16 protein-coding genes, 1 pseudogene and 2 riboswitches are annotated in these 20,622 nt (G+C 66.9%); of the genes and pseudogenes, 9 read left to right on the forward strand and 8 right to left on the reverse strand.

All coding sequences use genetic code 11. From position 1 onward, the window contains the following. Positions 1–330: 330 nt before the first annotated feature. The 8 genes and pseudogenes from AC4PTB_RS10500 to AC4PTB_RS10535 all read right to left on the reverse strand — a co-directional run bounded on the left by AC4PTB_RS10500 (position 331) and on the right by AC4PTB_RS10535 (position 7,148). On the reverse strand, positions 331–501 hold the full coding sequence (locus AC4PTB_RS10500; protein ID WP_377390535.1) for a ribbon-helix-helix protein, CopG family: 171 nt from the start codon (positions 499–501) through the stop codon (positions 331–333). Between the two features lie 328 nt (positions 502–829). Beyond that, positions 830–1,003, reverse strand: a pseudogene (locus tag AC4PTB_RS10505) (IS5/IS1182 family transposase); the annotation flags it as partial. Between the two features lie 7 nt (positions 1,004–1,010). Then, positions 1,011–1,532 (reverse strand): hypothetical protein, encoded by a 522-nt coding sequence (locus tag AC4PTB_RS10510; protein WP_492189913.1) that lies wholly within the window; start codon positions 1,530–1,532, stop codon positions 1,011–1,013. A 575-nt stretch (positions 1,533–2,107) separates the two neighbouring features. Continuing rightward, the gene (locus tag AC4PTB_RS10515; RefSeq protein ID WP_492189914.1) at positions 2,108–2,887 is read right to left on the reverse strand and encodes an ABC transporter ATP-binding protein; all 780 of its coding nucleotides are present in this window, start codon (positions 2,885–2,887) and stop codon (positions 2,108–2,110) included. Beyond that, entirely contained in the window at positions 2,881–3,894 is a 1,014-nt protein-coding gene (locus AC4PTB_RS10520; RefSeq protein WP_492189915.1) for a FecCD family ABC transporter permease, read from the reverse strand. The genes AC4PTB_RS10515 and AC4PTB_RS10520 overlap by 7 nt, the downstream gene beginning before the upstream one ends. After that, positions 3,891–4,769 (reverse strand): ABC transporter substrate-binding protein, encoded by an 879-nt coding sequence (locus AC4PTB_RS10525; protein WP_492189916.1) that lies wholly within the window; start codon positions 4,767–4,769, stop codon positions 3,891–3,893. Before AC4PTB_RS10525 ends, AC4PTB_RS10520 begins: the two co-directional genes overlap by 4 nt. Beyond that, positions 4,766–5,332 (reverse strand): DUF7676 family protein, encoded by a 567-nt coding sequence (locus tag AC4PTB_RS10530; protein WP_492189917.1) that lies wholly within the window; start codon positions 5,330–5,332, stop codon positions 4,766–4,768. Before AC4PTB_RS10530 ends, AC4PTB_RS10525 begins: the two co-directional genes overlap by 4 nt. Before the next feature lies 1 nt (position 5,333). Then, positions 5,334–7,148, reverse strand: coding sequence for a TonB-dependent receptor plug domain-containing protein (locus AC4PTB_RS10535; RefSeq protein WP_492189918.1), 1,815 nt, complete (start codon positions 7,146–7,148; stop codon positions 5,334–5,336). Positions 7,149–7,353: 205 nt separating this feature from the next. Next, a riboswitch (cobalamin riboswitch) is annotated at positions 7,354–7,547 on the reverse strand. Between the two features lie 274 nt (positions 7,548–7,821). Here AC4PTB_RS10535 and AC4PTB_RS10540 point away from each other — a divergent pair. From AC4PTB_RS10540 to AC4PTB_RS10580, 9 genes are all read left to right on the forward strand, one after another. After that, positions 7,822–9,003, forward strand: coding sequence for an adenosylcobinamide amidohydrolase (locus AC4PTB_RS10540; protein ID WP_492189919.1), 1,182 nt, complete (start codon positions 7,822–7,824; stop codon positions 9,001–9,003). Positions 9,004–9,034: 31 nt separating this feature from the next. Then, positions 9,035–10,012 carry a radical SAM protein gene (locus AC4PTB_RS10545; protein ID WP_492189920.1) on the forward strand — a complete coding sequence of 326 codons (978 nt, stop codon included), beginning with the start codon at positions 9,035–9,037 and terminating at the stop codon, positions 10,010–10,012. After that, positions 10,005–12,062, forward strand: coding sequence for a VWA domain-containing protein (locus AC4PTB_RS10550; RefSeq protein ID WP_492189921.1), 2,058 nt, complete (start codon positions 10,005–10,007; stop codon positions 12,060–12,062). The genes AC4PTB_RS10545 and AC4PTB_RS10550 overlap by 8 nt, the downstream gene beginning before the upstream one ends. Next, positions 12,059–13,090 (forward strand): magnesium chelatase ATPase subunit I, encoded by a 1,032-nt coding sequence (locus tag AC4PTB_RS10555; protein ID WP_492189922.1) that lies wholly within the window; start codon positions 12,059–12,061, stop codon positions 13,088–13,090. Before AC4PTB_RS10550 ends, AC4PTB_RS10555 begins: the two co-directional genes overlap by 4 nt. Positions 13,091–13,134: 44 nt before the next feature. Beyond that, positions 13,135–16,953, forward strand: a complete 3,819-nt coding sequence (cobN, locus tag AC4PTB_RS10560) for a cobaltochelatase subunit CobN (RefSeq protein WP_492189923.1) — start codon at positions 13,135–13,137, stop codon at positions 16,951–16,953. Positions 16,954–17,025: 72 nt separating this feature from the next. Further along, a riboswitch (cobalamin riboswitch) is annotated at positions 17,026–17,214 on the forward strand. A gap of 85 nt (positions 17,215–17,299) precedes the next feature. Further along, entirely contained in the window at positions 17,300–17,521 is a 222-nt protein-coding gene (gene nrdH / locus AC4PTB_RS10565) for a glutaredoxin-like protein NrdH (protein ID WP_492189924.1), read from the forward strand. A gap of 3 nt (positions 17,522–17,524) precedes the next feature. Beyond that, positions 17,525–17,938, forward strand: coding sequence for a class Ib ribonucleoside-diphosphate reductase assembly flavoprotein NrdI (gene nrdI / locus AC4PTB_RS10570; RefSeq protein WP_492189925.1), 414 nt, complete (start codon positions 17,525–17,527; stop codon positions 17,936–17,938). Beyond that, positions 17,923–20,094, forward strand: a complete 2,172-nt coding sequence (gene nrdE, locus AC4PTB_RS10575; protein WP_492189926.1) for a class 1b ribonucleoside-diphosphate reductase subunit alpha — start codon at positions 17,923–17,925, stop codon at positions 20,092–20,094. The genes nrdI and nrdE overlap by 16 nt, the downstream gene beginning before the upstream one ends. 171 nt (positions 20,095–20,265) lie before the next feature. After that, entirely contained in the window at positions 20,266–20,619 is a 354-nt protein-coding gene (locus AC4PTB_RS10580) for a phage-derived protein YdaY family protein (RefSeq protein ID WP_492189927.1), read from the forward strand. Positions 20,620–20,622 lie beyond the last annotated feature (3 nt).

Here is a 20,622-nt window from a genome sequence, read left to right on the forward strand (position 1 = left end):
TCGCAGATTGCCGCAGGTGCAATGCCGCGACCTCACCGACGGCAATCCGCCCGTCGCGTCGGCGCCCGGCGTCACGGAGCGCAATACACGAATGGCAGAAAGGGGCATGAGCCCCTCGCTGCGGCGCGCTCGAAAAGTCGCTTTTGAGGGCGAGTTCAGGGTTTTTGACGAGCGGATAATGGGGTGGATTCGTAGATTAAACCTTCGACGTCACAGCAGTTGAGATGAGGGCCCCCGTTGAACTGAGGCACCCGCTCTACGGTTAGGGGCAAACGCATCGGCATCAACCGTCTTTCAAGAGGCCATATCGTCAGAAATGCCGGTACACGGTCATTGCCTATCCGCCTCAAGGTACTTTGCAACAATTCGCCGGATTAGCTCCTGCCTCGTTGGTAGCCCATCTTCCCGCTTACGCAGCTCATCAAGCTGCGCAAGCATATCGAGCGGCAGGCGCAGCATTATGTTCTCACCATCGACCTTCGGCCGACCAGTTCGAGCCATTACGATTCTCCTCTTGACAAGGATTGTATATTTATATATTTAAGTCGGGCAGGCAAGAGCTGGAACCTCTCGCCCGCCCACCACAACTGATCTTACGAGGAGATCATTCATGGCTACCCATTGCACTACCACGGCGCGCGCCGTGATGAAACCCGCAGCGGATCCGTCGCCGATCGCGCGGATGTTCCCCCGCTTCATCGTCGCTCTCGCGGCTTACATCGAGGCGGAGCGCGACGCCGAGAGCGATTGGGCCACCGACCCCGCCTGCGTTGAATGGCTGCGAGATGCCGAACGGGCGCGCAGCACCGTTCTGCGCCAGATCCGGCGGCGCCTTCGGCTGAAAGCTTTTCATCGACGCCCAAGCCTTCACCAGCGTGCCATCGACCGAGAAATGCTCGTCCGACAGGAGCGGCGCCACCTCGCGATGCGCCAGGATCGCGGCCATGATCTTGCGCGACATCTTGGTGCTCATCAGCCGGTCGCGGTTCAGGCGATGCGCGGTGTCGGGTTCATCGTTGCGGTGACGGTGGTGGCCGAGGTCGGCGATCTCGGCCGGTTCGACAAACCGAGCCGCCGCTTTCCGAGATCACGCTGCCCAGAAGGCCTTCCAGAATGGCCTCGATATCGCCAGGATCGCCCGCAAGGGGCACATCGGCGCCCCCCCCCTGGCCCCGGGCCAGACAGTCGGGCGGCGCTAGCCCGGCGCGCACCCAGGTGCCCGACAAAACGAGGCTGTCGGTCAGGCCCGGAGCTTTCGTGAAAATCTTCTCGAGCTGCGCTTCGAGCCCTGCGATGAAGTCGCCCCCCCTGCCCTGCCCATTCTCGCGCGCAATCCGGGCATCATCAAGCGCGGCGGCAAGCAGGCGGCTCATGTGCTCAGCCTCGATCCCGGCGCGGTCAACCTCTGCAAGCGCCTCAAGCAGAGCCGCAGCGTCCTTCGGTGCCGTGAACAACTTGCGCCCGAAACGCGCGATGTGTTCGCCCCGCACGGAGGCATCGCGGGCCGCGGCAATGACGGCGAGCATGTTCATGACGGTTTCAGAGCGCATCGGAGATCCCGGGTTGGAAGACGCTGAGCGAGACCCTGCTATGGCAGTAGATCAAGCGCAAGCCGTTGGCGTGAGGCCGCGAACTTCTGCGCACCAAGCCCGCCCGCGGCCAGCAGGCCGACGACAGAGCGCCGCGCACAGAAACGGTCACTTATTCCTCGAAGCAAGACGCGTCTGCGCCCCATTCCGGCCCCTTGTGGGAGGCGCATCGCGAATCCTAGCCCCGTCGAAGAGGGCGGATTGCCGTCGGTGAGGTCGCGGCATTGCGGGCGCAGCAATCAACGGAAGCCGCCCTTCGCGGGTTCCATGGGGCGCGACGCGTTGCGCAGTGAGCGGTCATTGGGCGCAGGAAACACGCCTTGCACCCAAGATAGGATGGCGGGGCCGGAACCCGCGTTCGCGCCAAGATCTGAAAGGCCCACGCCGATCAGATCCGTGCCTATGCCGGGGCGCCAGCGGCGGGCACGGCCAGCTTTGAGACGTTGCCGCTCACGTCCTCCGGCTTGCCTTGAGTGAACCTGCGGAGGCTTGCTGGCGCGCCACCGGCCCCGGGGCCGCTATGCCAGAACGTCCCAGGGCAAGATCACCGGCTGTCCTTCATGGCGCGCCAGATAGGGCTCGATCCCGTAGGTGCGGCGCAGAACCTCGGGCGAGAGCGCGGTCTCGGGCGGGCCTGCCGCAGTCAGACGCCCGTCATCCAGCACTGCGACTTCATCGCAAAACCGCGCCGCCAGCCCCAGATCATGCAGGACGCAGATGACCGCCGTGCCCGCGTCGGCGATCCCGCGCAACAGGGTCATGACCTGCAATTGATGCCGCGGATCCAGCGCCGCCACCGGTTCGTCGGCCAGAAGGATCCCCGCCTCGACGGCCAAGGCCCGGGCCAGCATCACACGGGCCCGCTCGCCACCCGACAAGTCGCAGACCGCGCGCGCGGCGAAATCGGTGATCTCGGCCCGCGCCATCGCCAGCGCGACGGCGGCCGCGTCCTGCGCGCTGGCCGGGGCAAAGGCCGCCCGGTGCGGCAGCCGCCCGAGCGCGACGATCCGGGCCACGGGCACCGGCCAGATCGCCTGATGACCTTGCGGCAGATAGGCAATCCGGCGCGCACGCGCGCGCGCTTCAAGCCGGGAAACCGGGGTGCCATCCAGCGTGATCTGTCCCGCGGCAAGCGGCAAAAGCCCCAGGGCCGCCCGCAGCAAGGTCGATTTTCCCGCGCCGTTCGGCCCGACAAGTGCCATCATCCGACCCGGCCTCAGGCTCAGGGTGACGCCATCGATCACGCGGCGGCGGTTCAGATCGACGCTGACCCCGCAGAAGTCCAGTTGATTCACCATGATTGATCCCGCAGTCGGAAAATCAGCGTCAGGAAAAAGGGCGTGCCGATCATCGAGGTGACGATGCCAAGTTGCAGCTCCGGCCCGACCGTGACCACCCGCACGACGATATCCGCCGCCAGCAGCAGCGCGGCCCCGCCCAGCGCCGCGGGCAGCAGAAGCCGCGCGGGCGCATGGCCGACAAGCGGGCGCAACAGATGCGGCACCACCAGTCCGACAAAGCCCACCGTGCCTGCCACGGAAACACCGGCCCCGACGCAGAGGCTGACGCCGATCACGATCTGTGCGCGCACCCGGTTCAGCGACACGCCGAGCGAGCGCGCGGCCTCTTCGCCCAGCGTCAGCGCCTCGAGCCCGCGGCCGGACGAGGCCAGAAGCAGCGTCCCCAGGGCAATAAAAGGCGCGGCGAGGCCAAGATCGGCCAGCGTGCGATCCTTCAGCGATCCCATCAGCCAGAACGCGATCTCGCTGATCGCCCAGGGGTTGGTGGACAGGTTCATGGTGAGCGAAATCAGCGAAATCGACAGCCCGCCGATCGCCACGCCGACCAGCAGCAGCGTGAGCCGGCCGGTGCCGCGCGCGGCCAGAAACCACAAGATCAGCGTCGCGGCCATGGCCCCGCCCAGCCCCCCCGCCGGAAGCGCCCAGGGCAGAACCGCCGCCCAGCCGCTGAAGATGGTGATGACAGCCCCCAAGGCGGCGGCGGAACTGACCCCGGTCACCCCCGGTTCGGCCAGCGGATTGAGGAACAGCCCCTGCAGCGCCGCCCCGGCCAGTCCGAGCGATCCGCCCAGCAAAAGCGCCAGAGCCGCGCGCGGCAGGCGCAGGTCCTGCACGATGCTGGCGATCTTCGGATCGGAATAGCCGAACAGTCCGGCGATGGCCTGACTTGGGGAAATGTCGACATAGCCCAGCGTCAGTGACAGCACGAACAGCGCCAGACAGAGCGCCGTCAGCGCCACAGACAGGGGCACGGCAAGATCGCGATGGGGCGGGGTCGGGATCATCGGGTCTCCTTGGCAAGTTCGGGCCGGGCAAATTCGGGCTGGGCAAATCCGGATCGCGCGGCGGCGAGGGTCTCGATGGCCTTGACCACCACCGGGTGATCGCAGGGCCAGTATTTGCCCGGGACGGCCAGAACCTTGCCTTGTGCGCTGGCCCGGGCAAGCACCGGGTTGCGGCCAAGCACGGCGCGGGCCGAGGGCCGGTCATCGTCGTAATAGGTGACGACATAGCCTTCAGGCGGGGTCATGATCACCTGTTCCAGCGGAATGCCGCCCCAGCCGGGCGGACCGATGCGCGCCTGCAGGTTCTCGTATCCCGCCGCCGACAGCACGGCGTCGACGATCGTGCCCGCGCCCGCGCCGCCGCCATCGGCCCGATAATAGACCACCCGCGGCCGGGGCGTGCCCGGAGGAGGCGCAAGCGCCGCAAACCGCGCGGTCGTCGCGGCGGCCAGATCCTCGCCGCGGTCACGATGGCCGAAGGCCGCGCCGATCCCGGGCGCCTTGGCGGCCAGCCCCGGCAGATCGGTGGCCATTTCGAGCGGCAGTTCGGCCAGACCGAAGCGACCGAGCACACGCCGCGTCTGGGTCGGCGTGCCATGCCCGGTCACCACCAGATCGGCGCCGGAGATCAACAGTTCCTCGATGCTGCCCCGGTTCTGCGGCAGGCCCTGCGCCTCTTCAGCCAGTGCGGAATAGGGCCCCGTGGCCAGGTCCGACAGGCTGAGGATCTGGTCGCGGTCGGCCAGCGACAGCGCCCAAAGATCGCCGCAGAGCGAGGTCGAGGCGATGCGCGGCCGCGTCTCGTCGGCGCCGAAGGCCGCCGCGGCACAGGCAAGGCACAGCCCCGCCGCGGCAAGGGCGATCGCGGGCCTCATGACCGATAGCCCTTGCCAAGCCGGTCGGGCGCCCCGTCGGCCAGACCGATATAGGTACTGCGGACATGATCCCAGGTGGCCAGCCGCGTCCAGTCGGGGATCTCGGCCAGACGGTCATCGGGGGTGATGAACGGGTTCGGAAAGAACAGATGCAAGGCCGGTTCGCCCGCGCCGTTTTCCATCCGGAAGCCCCAGCTGCGCGGGTGGCCTTCGGGATCGAGACTGCGGAAGAACTCGGCCTTGCCGGGACGGCGGCGGGCGACCAGAGCCTCGCCGCCCTGCTTCACCGCGCCTTCATTGCGGCCGATGCACAGGTGAAAATGCCCGAGCCGCCCGTAAAAGACGGTCAGATAGCCGTCGCGCACCGTGATCTTCTCGGGCTTGCCGGGCGGATGCAGCTCATAGGCCGCGCCTTCGATAATCGGGCCGAAGCACAGCCCCTGCCAATGGCTCTCGAAGATGTCGGTCAGGAACCTTTCCAGCCAGTCCTGATCGCGCGGCGCCGGCCACCGATCCTCGGTGGCCAGCCCCTCTGCATTCCGTATCCGCTCCTGCGCGAGCATCTCACTGCCCGTCAAAAGCGATGCGGACGCCCGCATAAAGGCTGCGTTCGGGGGTGTTGTAGCCCTTGTAGGTCTCGTAATCGCGGTCGAAGACATTCTCGATCCGGGCATAAAGATCGGCCCGCTCGTTCAGGTGGTAACTGCCGAACAGATCCACCACGCCATAGCCCGGCACCGGCCCCGAATAGGCGCCGCGGTTCTTGCTGGCATAGCGCAGACGCGCGGTCAGCGACCACGGCTCGGGATCATAGGTCAGGCTGAGGCTGCCCGTGTTCCGGGGTTGCCCGCGCCAGGCCCCGGTCAGCGCATCTTCCGACTGCACATAGGTATGGCTGCCCGAGACCTTCCAGCTTGCCGCCAGATCGGCCGTCATGCCCAGTTCCAGCCCGCGTTCCAGCGTCTCGCCCTCGTTGTAGAAACCCGGACCCGAGGCCCATGCGATCTTGTTCTCGACATGGTTGCGGAACAGCGTCGCGTTGATCTCGCCCCAGGGCAGATAGACATCGGTGCCAAGGTCGAAGCCGCGGCTTTCCTGGGCCGTCAGGTTGACATTGCCATAGGTCGGGTCGAAGAGCTGATACAGGCTCGGGGCCTTGGCGCCCGTCCCCAGGCTGGCGCGCAGCTTGACATCGGTCGTCCCGAACTGCAGCAGATGCGAGCCGGTCAGGCGTCCGGTGTCGAAGGTGCCGAAGCGGTCGTTGTCATCGCGCCGCAGCGCCAGGGTGAAGGTGTCGACAGCGGTGGGCGAAAAGGCCGCCTCGCCAAAGATCGCGTTGGTGCCGTTCGACGCGATGAAATCGCCGCTGAAATTGGTGGTCTGGACGGTTTCATCCTTTTCGCGCGCCACCCCGCCGACAAAAGACCATGTGTCGCTGGGCTTCCAGGTCACGTCATAGCCGTAGCTGGTCATCCGCCCGTCATAGATATCGCCCGAAGGTTCGCGCGAATAGCTGGTGTGATAGGTCCGCACCGCCGCATAGCGCCCGCCATGCAGCGTATGCCGCAGCCGCCCGTCGGCCGCTTCATGCGTCAGCTTGAACCCGAGACGCCATTCGTCCTTGTCCACCGTGTCGTTCTTGTTGCCGCGGGTGTCGTAAAGCGACCAGGTGTCACTGTTCATCCCCGAAAACTCGAGCCGGGTCTGGGACGAGACCTGCCAGCCCAGCACCGTGCTCAGCCCGTTGCCGCGATAGGGGTTGTCGCGCGTCGCATCGGAATGGATCGGCGGTCCGTCGTAATGCGTGGTGAAGGTCGTCACCCGCGCGTCAAAGGCGCCTTTCTTCCACATCAGCGTGGCACTGCCGTTCTTCCAGCCATCGGGACCAAGCGCGGTATCGGTGCTCAGCTTCCAGCCGTCGGTCTCGGCGCGACGGGTGATGATGTTGATCACGCCACCGATCGCATCCGAGCCGTAAAGCGACGACTGGTTGCCGCGCAGAACCTCGATCCGCTCGATGTCGGCGGCGCTCAGATGGTCGAACTGGAACGCGGTCGAACTTGCCGACGGGTCTCCGACGCGGACACCGTCAACCAGGACCAGAACCTGATCGTTGTCCGAACCGCGGATGCTGACCGAGGTCCAGACCCCGGGCCGCTCTTGCGAGACCTGCACCCCGGGAATGCCGCGCAGCGCATCGGTCACCCGGCGGTTCTGTTCGCGCACGATCTTGTCGTGATCGACCACGGTGACCGCGCTGCCGATGGCGCGTGCGGGCAGTTCGGTCCGCGAGGCGGTGATGACGATGGTCCCCAGTTCGGTCGCCGCCTCCTGCGCGAGGGCGGGGGCAGTCAGCGCGGTGGCGCCCAGCAAAAGCAAGGCAAGCGGGGAAAGGCGTAGGTGCATTGGGTTGGGCCCTGAACGTATCGGAGGTGGAAACCGGATACGAGGGCGCCGCGGCAGTCTGATGCTGCCCGGAGATATGTCTGTTCTTTCAGCCACGAACGCATGGTTCTGCCGCCCTCGATCCACTCAAACGAGTCACCGCAGCGGAAAACCGCTCCCTTGGCTGATCCCGGCCGCGGGTTGGGCGACGTTGACGGCAGGTCTCCTGGCTTCCGGGTCTGTGCGGTGGTGCCCCTTCCCCCGGATTTCTCCGGAGTGGTTTTGGCAAACCGCTCGCCGGTTACAGTTGCGGGTACAGCTGCGGAATTGGCCAAAGGCCGCACCGCATTCCCTTTTCACCCCTTGCGGGGCACCGTCACGGGTTGGCATTTCACACAGCCGTCGTCTCGACAAGGGGCATTTTGACGCGACGATCCGGCGGGCATGCAGATCCCGCACCGCGCCGATACGCCCGGAAAATGGCCTTCCCGAGCCGCATTTGCAGGACAGGATGGCGCCGCCGAAGCGGCTTCCGGCGGGATCGCAGATGAGCAGGACAGAGTGTCGCAGGGCGTTTTTCCGGCGGTTTTGACCGGGTTGCCTTTCTCGCGGGACCTGTGCAACGAAATGCAACGTTCGATTGATTCGCCCGAAAATGGAGCCGGCCATGCTGATCAGAACGTTCTTCGACAAGGTCGAGCTTCATCGCGACGACAAGTTCGTAAGTCTTCGTTTTCGCGAGACTTTTCGGGTCATTTCGACCTCTTCGGCGCATGGCGGGCTGGTCGAACATCTCGATGCCGTCTACAACCATCAGGGGTGCGAACCCTCTGGCGCCCATTCCGCCGATGTGCATGCCGCCTATCGCAACCCCACGCTTTACGATGCCATGCTGCTGGCCGAGCACGGCCTTGCCGGGGCTGCCGCGGCGGGCCTTGGCACGGCGGCGAACATGAACAATCTGGCGATCGTCGAAGAACGCTTTCGCGATCTGTGCGTCGTGGCGCTGGCGACCGGCGGGGTCGAGGGAAACGCAGCGCGCGCAGGCGATCCGGCCGGGCTTTACGAATTCGACGGCCGCTATGAACCCGCCGGTGCCGCCGAGCCGCATGGCACGATAAATGTGATGATCGCGGTCAACGTGCCGATGACCGAAGGCGCGCTGGTGCGGGCGGTGATGACCGCGACCGAGGCCAAGGCGGCGGTGCTGCAGGAGCTTTCGGTGCCCTCGCGGCAGTCGCAGAAGATTGCAACCGGAACGGGAACCGACCAGATCGCCGTCGCCGCGCCGACGCAAGGCTGCCGGCCGCTGGTCGGCGCCGGTCACCACACCACGCTGGGCGAGCTGATCGGACGCACGGTGCATGGGGCGATTGCGGAAACGCTGCGGCGCCAGAACGGGCTGACGCCGGTCCGGCAGGGTTCCTGTGCGGTGCAGCTCGCCCGATTCGGGGTGACGCCGGAAAGCCTGCGGGAAGCGGTGGCCGCGCGGCTTTCCGATCCTTTGGCGGGGCTGATGCGCCCGGTTTTTGGCGTTCTGGACCGTGATCCGCCGACCGTGGCGGCGGTCATCGGCCTGGCGCATGTGCATGACCAGACCAGCTGGGGGGTCCTGCCCGCGAGTTGCTGGCAGGAGATGGCAACCCAGCACGGCGCGCTGATCGCGATGGCGGTCTCGGGCCGATCCGATCTGTTTGCCAGCTATCGCACGGCGCTTGCCGGACAGCCGCAGGACCCGACGCCCGGCGGCCTTGTCGGGGTCGTGGCGGCCGCGCTTGCGCTTGGCTTTGCCGACAAATGGCTGCGCACGACAGAGCGGTTGAAACGGGTGATCGAGGCGGCCGACTGAGATGATCGGTGCCGTTCATCCCATTGATCTCATGGTGCTTTGGCCAACCACCGGGTGCCAGTTGCGCTGCCGGTACTGCTACATGCGCGGCGGCGATGCAGCGCGGGAGGACCTCGATCCCGCGGTCTTTGCGCAGGCGCTTGCAACCCTGCCGATCCGCCCCGGCGCGGTGCTGCAGATCGCCGGGGGCGAACCGACGCTGGTGCCCGATCTGCTGGACGAGATCGTGGCCCTTGCCCGCCGCGCGGGCTTTGGCCGGATCCTCGTGCAGACCAACGGGATCGCCATCGATGCGCGGTTTCTGGCGCTGGTCCGGGACAACCGGCTGGGGGTCGGGGTCAGTCTTGACGGCCCCGCCGAGATCAACGACGCGCTTCGGGGACGGACGGCCGAGGTTCTGGCGGGCCTGCGACACCTGGACGCAGCCGGGATCGGCTTTGGCATCACCACGGTGCTGACCCGCGACTCGGTCGCCTCCCTGCCGCGGCTGGCGATGCTGCTGGCCGGGTTTTCGGGGGTGCGCAGCATCGGCCTTGATATCCTGCGGCCGGTCGGGCGCGGTGGCCTCGACGATCTGCCCCGGGCAGCCGAGGTGGCCAAGGCGCATGCGGCCCTGCGCGAGGCCCTTGGCTGGATCAATGCGCGGCGGGCGCAGCCGATCAAGCTGCGCGAAGACAGCATGGTGGGATGCGGCGGGGACAGGACCGGGGCCTATTGCCCGGCCGAACGCGGTGCGGCCGTGGTGCTGGTGCCCTCGGGGGCGCTTTATCCCTGCGCCAGCGTCGCGGGCGATCCAGACTACGCTTGCGGCTCTGCCGGGCGTCCCGATTTCGCCGCTTTGGCGCGGGGGCTGCGGGTGCCGGATGACAGCTGCGCGGGATGCACGCTGGCCGGATGCCGCGGGCGCTGCCCGGCGCGGGCGCTGCTGTCGCCGCGCGCCGCCGGGCTGGATTGCGTCTTGCGGCGGGGCACGGACCGCCAAGCCGCGGAAAGCGCCCGCCATGGCTGACGTTTGCCCCGAAATCGGCGGGCAAGGCCGCGCCACCGCCCGGTTGCGGCGGGATTTCCCGTTCCCGGCCATTCTGGCGCAGGAAGAGATGAAGCTTGCGCTGCTTTTGAACGCGGTGAACCCGGCGATTGGCGGCGTGCTGATCCGCGGCCAGAAGGGCACCGCGAAATCGACCGCCGCGCGCGGGCTGCATGCCTTGCTGCCGCCGTTGCCCGGGGGCGGGCCGCCGCCCTTTGTCGATTTCCCGCTGGGGGCGACCGAGGACATGGTCGTGGGCACGATCGACTTCGAGGCGGCGATCCGCGAAGGCCGCGTGGCGTTCCAGCCCGGCCTTCTGGCCCGCGCGCATCAGGGCGTGCTTTACATCGACGAGGTCAATCTGCTTGACGATCATCTTGTCGACAGCATCCTCGGCGCCGCCGAGACCGGCGAAAACATCGTCGAGCGCGAGGGCCAGAGCCTGCGCCATGCCAGCCGCTTCGTGCTGATCGGCACGATGAACCCCGAAGAGGGCGAGTTGCGGCCGCAATTGCTGGACCGGTTCGGGCTGGCCGTCGCGGTCGAGGGGGAAAGCGATCCGCGCGCCCGCGTCGATCTGATGCTGCGCCGAGAGGCCTTCGACACCGATCCGGCGGCCTTCATCGCGCGCTATCAGGGCGCCGAGGCCGCGCTTGCACAGCGCATCGCCGAGGCCCGGCTGCGGCTGCGCGATCTGGGATTTCCGTCGCATCTGGCCCGCTTCGTCACCGAAATCTGCCAGCGCAATCACGTCGCGGGGCATCGCGCCGATATCGTCATGGAACGCGCCGCCCGCGCCCATGCCGCCTGGGCGGGCCGAAACGAAGTCAGCGCCGATGACATTCTGGCCGTGGCGCCGATGGTTCTGTTGCACCGGATGCGCGCGGGCACGCCCGACATTCCGCCACCGCCCCCCCCTCCTGCAGCGCCGCCGCCGCAATCCGAGGACAGCCCCGAGGAAGAAACCCGCGGCCCTTCGGGGGAAAACGACCAAAACGCGCCCTCGGACGGCAGTTCGGAGGCGGGGTCCGGGGACGAGGCCGATGGCCCGCCGACCGATGCGGGCGCCCCGCCCCCCGATCAGGGCGGCGACGGCGGTGCGGATCGCCCCGCGCCGCCCCCCTCGGCCGAGCCGTCGCAAGAGAGCGAAGACCCGGAGGGAGAGGCGCCGCCCGGCCAGCTTCAGGAGATCGGGGCGAGCTATGCGGTGCGCAAGCTTGAGCCCCAGGGCAGCGATGACGCCTTGCGGGCGGGCTCGGGTCGGCGCAGCCGGTCGCGGTCGGCCACCAAACAGGGGCGCTATGTCAGCAGCACGCTGCGCCGCGGTCGCAACGATCTGGCGCTTGATGCCACGATCCGCGCCGCCGCCCCCTATCAGAGCCTGCGCAAGGCGAGGGCCGAAACCGGCCTTGCGCTGCACATCGCGCCCGCCGACATCCGCGAAAAGGTCCGCGAACGGCGCGTCGGCAGCTTCCTTCTGTTCGTCGTGGACGGCTCCGGCTCGATGGGGGCGCATCGGCGGATGGTCGAGACCAAGGCGGCGATCATGAGCCTGCTGCTCGACGCCTATCAAAAGCGCGACAAGGTGGCGATGGTGGTGTTTCGGCACCGCAGCGCCGAAGTGGTGCTGCCGCCGACCGGCTCGGTCGATCGCGCGGCACGGCTGCTGGCCGAGCTCGAGGTGGGCGGCCGCACGCCGCTGACCCAGGGGCTTGGCGAAGCGGCCAATGTGCTGCGTCAGGTTCAGCGCAGGGATCCGACCGTGCTTCCGCTGGTCATCGTGATGACCGACGGCCGCGCCAATGCCGGGCTTGGCACCGCCCCCCCGCATGAAGAGGCGCTGCAGGCCGCGGCGGGGCTGCGCGAGCGCTATCCCGCGGCCCGGTTCATCGTCGTCGATACCGAGCCGCAGGGCGTCGTCCGGCTGGAGCTGGCGCGCAAGCTGGCCCGGGCGCTGGGGGGCCTTTACTTCAAGACTGATGAATTGCGGGCCGAGGATCTGGTCGGTCTCGCCAGGGAGTTCCGGGAATGACAAACACGACCACGGCGGCGGCGCCGATCTACCCCTTCGTCGCGATCGTCGGGCAGGAGACGTTGAAAACGAGCCTGATCCTGAACGTTATCAACCCCGCGCTGTCCGGGGTGCTAGTGCGCGGCGAAAAGGGCACGGCGAAATCGACGGCGGTGCGGGCGCTGGCCGAGCTGCTGCCAGAGATCGACGTGGTGGCCGACGACCCGTTCCAGAGCGATCCGGCCGATCCGAAGGCGATGGCCCCCGATGTCCGCGCCCGGTTCGAGGCGGGCGAGACGCTGCCGGTGCGGCAGCGCAAGGTGCGCGTGGTCGAACTGCCGATCTCGGCCACCGAGGATCGGGTGGTCGGCACGCTCGATCTGGAACTGGCGATCCGCGAAGGCCGCAAGGTCATCGAACCCGGTCTTCTGGCCTCCGCGCATCGCGGCATCCTTTACGTCGACGAGGTCAACCTGCTTGACGATCACGTCGTTGACGTGCTGCTCGATTCCGCGGCGATGGGCGTCAACACGATCGAACGCGAGGGGATCAGCTTCTCGCATCCGGCCCGGTTCACCCTTGTCGGCACGATGAACCCCGAAGAGGGCGAATTGCGGCCCCAGCTTCTGGACCGTTTCGGCCTGTGCGTTCAGGTCGAGGGGCTGAAAAACCCCGGGCAGCGCGTCGAAGTGGTCAAGCGCCGGGCCGCCTTCGAACAGGACCCGGCCGCCTTCGTGGCGCGCTGGGGCGAAGAGACCGAGGCCTTGCGGGCGGCGATCGCGGTGGCCATTGCCCGCTGTCCGCAGGTGACGGTTTCGGAGGCGCTGTTGTTCGAGATCGCCGAGCGGTCGCTGAAAATGGGCGTCGATGGCCATCGCAGCGATATCGTGATGCTCAAGGCGGCGAAGGCGCTGGCGGCATGGGCCGGGCGCGACGCGGTGACGCCGGCCGATCTTGACGACGCGGCAAAGCTTGCGCTGGCGCATCGCATGCGGCGCCGTCCGTTCGAAGAGATCATGGGCCGACCGACCGCCGATCTGTCGTCCTGAGCCGCCGTTCCAGCCGATCCTGCCCGCCATCGAAGGGAAATCCCGTGCCTGCTTCCCCCCGCACCATCGTGATCATCGATGCCACCTCCGGTTCCTTGCCGATCCTCGCCCGCGCGGTCGCGGACCTTGCGCCTGCGGAGGCGGCGCAGATCAAGGTGATCGCCCGCGCCTCGAGCGATCTTTTCGACGAGAAGCGGATCGCCGCGATCGCGGATCTGGTGCGGGGCGCGGATGCGCTGATCCTGCTGCCGCATGGCGGCCCCGAGTCGATCCCCGGTGCCGACCGGCTGGCGGCGGCGGCGGCGGGGCGGCTGATCCATGTGCAGGCGGGCGCGATGTCGCCCGACGAGGTCGACATGGCGCGCAGGCTTGGCACGGATGTCGGCTCTGACGCCCATGCGCTGCGCTCGGATTACCTGTCGCGCGGCGGCGCGGCCAATCTGCGCGGGCTGCTGTTGACGGTCGCGCGGCAGACCGGGGCGGAACTTCCCGCGCCGCCGCCGCCCGAGACCCTGCCGATCGAGGGCATCCATCACCCGCAATGGACGGGCGGGCTGCGCGACCGCGACGGCTATCTGGACTGGGCGCGGGCGCGCGCGGCCCCGGGGGCGCCGGTGATCGGGATGTGGTTTGCCAACTATTCCTGGGTCAACGGCGATCTGGCCGTCTTCGACGCGCTGATCGCCGAGATCGAGGCGCAGGGCGGCGTGCCGCTTGCGGTCTTTCACAACCGCTTCCGCGATGCCGACCTTGGCAACATGTCGGTGGCAGAGGTGGCCGAGACCTTCTTTCGCAAGGACGGACAGACGCTGATCGAGGTGCTGTTGTCGCCGCAAAGCTTTTCGCTGGCCGTGGGCGGCCCCGGCTCCGAGACCGTCCTGCCGGGGCTTGACGTGCCGGTGCTGCAGCTGATCCAGACCTACAGCCCGCGGGCCGACTGGGAGGACACGCTGCAGGCGGTGTCGCCGATGGATGTCTCGACCAGCGTGGCGCAGCCCGAATTCGACGGCGTGATCATCGGCACCGTCGTCGGCACCCGCGACGAAACCGGCATCGACCCCGCCACCGGCGCCCGTCTGATGCTGCGCACGCCGGTTCCCGAGCGTTGCGCCCATGTGGTGCGATGGGCAATGATGTGGGCGCGGTTGCGCCGCACGCCCCCGGCCGAGCGCAAGGTGGCGATCATCTTCCATCAGTATCCGCCGCGCAACGACCGGCTTGGCTGCGCCTCGGGCCTTGATTCCTTCGAAAGCATCAAGATCCTGCTGGAGCGCATGGCGCAGGAGGGATACCGCATCGACCGCAGCTTCGACAGCGGCGAGGCCATGGCCTTCGAGATGCTCGACCGTCTGACCAGCGACCGGCGCTACCTCACGCCGAAACAGATGGCGGCGCGGGCCGTTGGCGGGATCGCGGATGCCACCGCCGCCCGCTGGCATGCCGAGCGCGGACCGAAGATGCAGGCCGAGATGGACACGAAATGGGGCCCCTGCCCCGGCGTCACCTTCCACCATGACGGCAAGCTTCTGGTCGGGGGCATCGTGAACGGCAACGTCTTTCTGGGCGTGCAGCCGCCGCGCGCCCGGATGGAGGAGGAAGACCAGCCGACGCTGCAGCCCGACGGCCAGCAGATCCACGATCCCTATCTGCCCGCCACGCACCATTACCTGGGCTATTACCGCTGGCTGCGCGAGGAGTTCGGCGCCCATGCGGTGATCCATGTCGGCACCCATGGCACGCTGGAATGGCTGCCCGGCAAAAGCCTTGGCCTGTCGCGCGAATGCTACCCGGACGCAGCCATCTCCGACATTCCCCATCTTTACCCCTATATCATCAACAACCCGGGCGAGGGCACGCAGGCAAAGCGGCGGTCCTATTGCGTGATCCTCGACCACATGATCCCGCCGCAGACCAACGCCGGAAAGACCGAGACCTTCCAGCAGATCGAGGATCTTCTCGAAGCGGCCTATCATGCCCGGCAGGAAGATCCGGGCAAGGTTGCGGTGATTGTCGACAAGCTCTGGGGGCTGACCGCGCAGGCGCATCTGGACGCCGATATCGGCATGACGCGCGATGCGGCCGAGGCCGATCCGGTCGCCTACATGAACAAGCTGCACGGCTATATCGAGACGGTCGATGTGACCAGCATCAACGACGGGCTGCACATCCTGGGGCAGGTGCCGCCGGCCGGGCGGTTCAACGAAACCATGGTGCATCTGACGCGGCTTCCGAACGGCGATGCGGGATCGCTGTGGGATGCAGTGGCCGCCGCACGCGGCTTTGACGGCGAGGATCTGCGCGATCATCCGGGCGATCTGGTGGCGGCGCTGGGCAAGACCAAGGGACAGGTGCTGTCACAGATCCTGACCGATTGCCGCGCCGCCTTCGACGCGCTCGACGCGACCGGCTGGGAGGATGCCGCGATCGCGGCCGAGGTCGAAAGCCGCTTTGGCGGTTCGCCGCGCGTGGCCGAGGCGATGCGCTTCGTGCGCGACGGCGTCCGCCCGAAGCTGCGCCTGATCACCGACGAGATCGACAACACATTGCACGGTCTTGCGGGCGGTTTCGTGCCGCCCGGCGGCTCTGGCAGCCCGACGCGCGGCCGCATCGACATCCTGCCCACGGGGCGCAATTTCTATTCCGTCGATCCCTTCAAGATCCCGACGCCCGAGGCCTGGGAGGTCGGCGTGCGGCAGGCCGAGGCGCTGGTCGCGCGCTACCTTGCCGACGAGGGCCGGGTGCCACGTCAGGTCGGCATCGTGCTGTGGGGCATGCCGACGATGAGCACGCGCGGCGATGACGTGGCGCAGATCCTTTACATGATGGGCGTCCGCCCGGTCTGGGATGCGCGCAGCGGCCGGGTCCGCGGCCTTGAGGTGATCGCGCAGTCCGACCGCAGCTGGCCGCGCATCGACGTGACCGTGCGCACCTCGGGCTTTTTCCGCGACGCCTTCCCCAACCTGATGGAGACCCTCGATCAGGCGGCGCGCATGGTCGCGGCGCTGGACGAACCGGCCGACCTCAACCCGCTGGCCCATAACGTCGCCATCGACCGGGCCGAGCTGATCGCCGCGGGCCTGACGCCGGAAGAGGCCGACAAGCGTGCCGCCTTCCGCATCTATTCGGACAAGCCGGGCACCTATGGCAGCGGGGTCGACGAGCTGATCGACAGCGGCAAGTGGCAGACCCCCGACGACCTGGGCGAGATGTACATGTCCTGGGGCGGCTATGCCTATGGCGCGGGCACCTACGGCGAGGCACGGCAGGACATGTTCCGCAAGCGCATGACCGGGCTTGATCTGACGGTGAAGAACGAGGGCACGCGCGAATATGACATCTTCAGCTGCACCGATTTCAACGCCTATCAGGGCGGCATGAACGCGGCGGTGAAGGCGGTGACCGGCCGACATGTCCGCAGCTACACCGGCGATTCCAACGACCCGCGGCAGCCCCGCATCCGCGCGACCGACGAGGAGGGGCGCTTCATCTTTCGCACCCGCGTGCTCAATCCGAAATGGATCGAGGGCATGAAGCGGCACGGCTACAAGGGCGCGGGCGACCTCTCGCGGCTGGTCGACATCGTCTATCACTGGGACGCCTCGAGCGGCATTCTGGACGATTGGCAATATGAGGAGCTGGCAAAGACCTATGCCTTCGATCCGGCGATGCAGGCGTTTTTCAAGCGCCACAATCCCTATGCGCTGCAAAACATTGCCGAACGGCTGCTCGAGGCGATTTCCCGCGGCCTTTGGGAGAACCCCGGTGCGGCCAAGGATAGTCTGGAGGCGCTGCTGCTTGATGTCGAAGGCTCGGTCGAGGATTGCCTTCTGACGGGGATGACGACGGGCACGGCCCAGGACTAGCGCCCCCCGCGCCGCGGCCGCGCCCTGCGACATTCGGTCAATCCATATATTGACAGCCGTCACATAATGCCCGCAATATGATGTTGCTTCGGTTCTTTCGATTCCGGTCGAAAGCTAAGAGGGAAGTCGGTGCAATGCCGACGCTGCCCCCGCAACTGTAAGCGGCGAGCCAGACCGATCATGCCACTGGGGCGATCCCCGGGAAGGCCGGCGAGGTGTTGACCCGTGAGCCAGGAGACCTGCCGCAGCCACAAGGACACCACGAACGGAGGGTTCGCGGGCTGTGGTCAGGGCGGGTCTTCCCGTCCGGTTCTGCCCGTGCCTTCCGACATGCGAAAGGGCAGACATGAGCATCGTCGTCTATTCGAAACCGGCCTGCGTGCAATGCACGGCGACCACCCGTGCCCTTGACGCGCAGGGGATCGCCTATGACCTGATCGACCTCACCGCGGATGCGGCCGCGCTCATGCGGGTGCAGGAAATGGGCTATCGGCAGGCGCCGGTGGTGGTGGCGGGCGATCTGCACTGGGCGGGTTTTCGCCCGGACATGATCGGCCGTCTGGCCTGATCCATGGCGGGGCTCGTCTATTATTCTTCGGCCTCGGGCAATACTGCACGCTTCATCGAAAAGCTCGGCCTGCCCGCGTGGCGCATCCCCCGTGATCGCAGCGCGCCGATGCCCGACCCGAAGCGGCCCTATGTGCTGATCGCCCCGACCTATGCCGACGGGGAGGGCCGGGGCAGCGTGGCGCCGCAGGTGATCCGCTTTCTCAACGATCCGCAGCGTCGCGGCCTGATCCGCGGCGTGATCGGCGCGGGCAATCGCAACTTCGGCACCTATTATGCCCATGCTGCAGATGTCATTTCCGCCAAATGCAACGTCCCGGTGCTTTATCGTTTCGAGCTTGCCGGAACCGCAACCGATATCGAACGCACCCGCGCGGGGCTGGAAAAATTCTGGAGCACCGAATGCTTGACGCCGTGAAACCCGATCTCGATTACCACGCGCTGAACGCGATGCTGAACCTTTACGACGCCGAGGGACGCATCCGCTTCGAGGCCGACCGGATGGCCGCGCGCGCCTATTTCCTTCAGCATGTGAACCAGAACACCGTGTTCTTTCATAGCCTTGACGAAAAGCTGGGCTATCTGCTCGACGAAGGCTATTACGAGCCTGCGGTGCTGTCCCGGTATTCGAAGGACTTCCTGCACCGGATCTGGGACACGGCCTATGCGCACAAGTTCCGTTTCCCGACCTTTCTGGGCGCGTTCAAATACTACACCTCCTATACGCTCAAGACCCGCGACGGGCAGCGCTATCTTGAGCGGTTCGAGGACCGCGTGGTGATGGTGGCGCTGACGCTTGCGCGCGGCGACGAGGCGCTGGCGCTGGCGCTGATGGAAGAGATGATCTCGGGCCGCTTTCAGCCCGCCACCCCCACCTTCCTCAACGCGGGCAAGGCGCAGCGGGGCGAGCTGATCTCGTGCTTTCTTCTGCGCATCGAAGACAACATGGAGAGCATCGGCCGGTCGATCAACTCTGCCTTGCAGCTCTCCAAGCGCGGCGGCGGGGTGGCGCTTTTGCTCAGCAACCTGCGCGAGGCGGGCGCGCCGATCAAGGGGATCGAGAACCAGTCCTCGGGCGTCATCCCCGTGATGAAGCTGCTCGAGGATTCCTTTTCCTATGCCAATCAGCTCGGCGCGCGTCAGGGCGCGGGGGCGGTCTATCTGCACGCCCATCATCCCGATATCCTGCGCTTTCTGGATACCAAGCGCGAGAATGCCGACGAGAAGACCCGCATCAAGACGCTCAGCCTTGGCGTGGTGATCCCCGACATCACCTTCGAGCTCGCCAAGCGCAACGAGGAGATGTATCTCTTTTCGCCGCATGACATCGCGCGGGTTCATGGCGTGCCGTTCTCGGAGATCTCGATCACCGAGAAATATGCCGAACTGGTGGACGACAAGCGCATCCGCAAGCGCAAGATCAATGCGCGCGCGTTCTTCCAGACGCTGGCGGAAATCCAGTTCGAGAGCGGCTATCCCTATATCCTGTTCGAAGACACGGTGAACCGCGCCCATCCGGTGGCCGGGCGGGTCAACATGTCGAACCTCTGCTCGGAAATCCTGCAGGTCAACGAAGCCTCCGCCTATACCGAGGATCTTGGCTATGCCCATGTCGGCATGGATATTTCCTGCAATCTGGGCAGCCTGAACATCGCCGCGACGCTGGATGGCGCATCCTTCGGCGCCACGGTGGAAACGGCGATCCGCGCGCTCACCGCGGTCAGCGAGATGTCGGCGATCGAGGCCGTGCCCTCGATCCGGCGCGGCAATGACGCCGCTCATGCGGTCGGGCTCGGACAGATGAACCTGCACGGGTTCCTGGCGCGCGAGCGCATCCCCTATGGCAGCCCCGAAGCGATCGAATTCACCTCGGTCTATTTCGCCGCCGTGGCCTATCATTGCCTGCGCGCCTCGAACGCGCTGGCCCGCGAACGCGGCCAGAGGTTTGCCGGCTTCGAGGATTCATCCTATGCCGATGGCACCTTTTTCGAGAAATATACCAGCCGCGACTGGCTGCCCCGAAGCCCGCGGGTGCAGGCGCTTTTCGCCAACCATCCGCTGCCCGGCCGCGCCGACTGGGAGGCGCTGCGCGAGGCGGTGCGCATCGACGGGCTTTACAACCGCTATCTGCAGGCGGTCCCCCCGACCGGCTCGATCAGCTACATCAACCATGCCACCGCCTCGATCCATCCGATCGTCTCGAAGATCGAGATCCGCAAGGAGGGCAAGATCGGTCGCGTCTACTACCCCGCCCCCTACATGACGAACGACAATCTGGACTTCTATCGTGATGCCTACGAGATCGGCCCGCAGGCGATCATCGACACCTATGCGGCGGCCACCCTATGGCGTGGAGTACGATCCCTCCTGGCGCAATCAGGCGGGCGCGGCCAAAACGAAACGAACTGGCAAGGTGCTGAACGACGACCGGGCCGACTGGCGCGAGGCATGGGCGCTGTTCCCCGGCGACGTCGCCTACGTCTGGCACGGTGCCCTGCATGCCGCGACCGTGGCGGACAGCCTGACTGCCGCGGCCTTTGCGATCCGGTCGCAGATCATCTGGGCGAAGAATAGGCTGGTCCTCAGCCGCGGCGATTACCACTGGCAGCACGAACCCTGCTGGTATGCGGTGCGTGCGAAGGGCAAGGGTCACTGGGCCGGGGATCGCAAGCAGACGACGCTGTGGCAGATCGCCAACCGGGATCAAGACGCCGACACCGTCCACGGCACGCAAAAGCCGGTCGAGTGCATGCGGCGGCCGCCCGCGCCGATCCCGACCTTGCGGCGCTGCCCGAGGGTGCGACGCAGGAAGAACTGGCGCTGGCCATGGCGAAAGCAGTGGCGCGTCTGGCCATTCTCGACTGGGAAGGCGTCGGCGACGAAACAGGCACTCCGATGCCGGTGACGCCCGAGGGCATCGACGCCCTTATCGACATCTGGCCGGTTTTCGAAGCGTTTCAGACCCGCTACGTTGCCCGCGGCCTGATGCTGGATGCGGAAAAAAACGCCTCTGCGCCCTCGCCGACTGGTCCTTCGGCGGGGGCGAAAGTTATTGCGCCGCCTGCCACGGCCCCTGCCCCGACTGCCCCGCAAGACTGAACC

The sequence above is a fragment of the Rhodobacter sp. 4.3.4 genome (assembly GCF_058724655.1).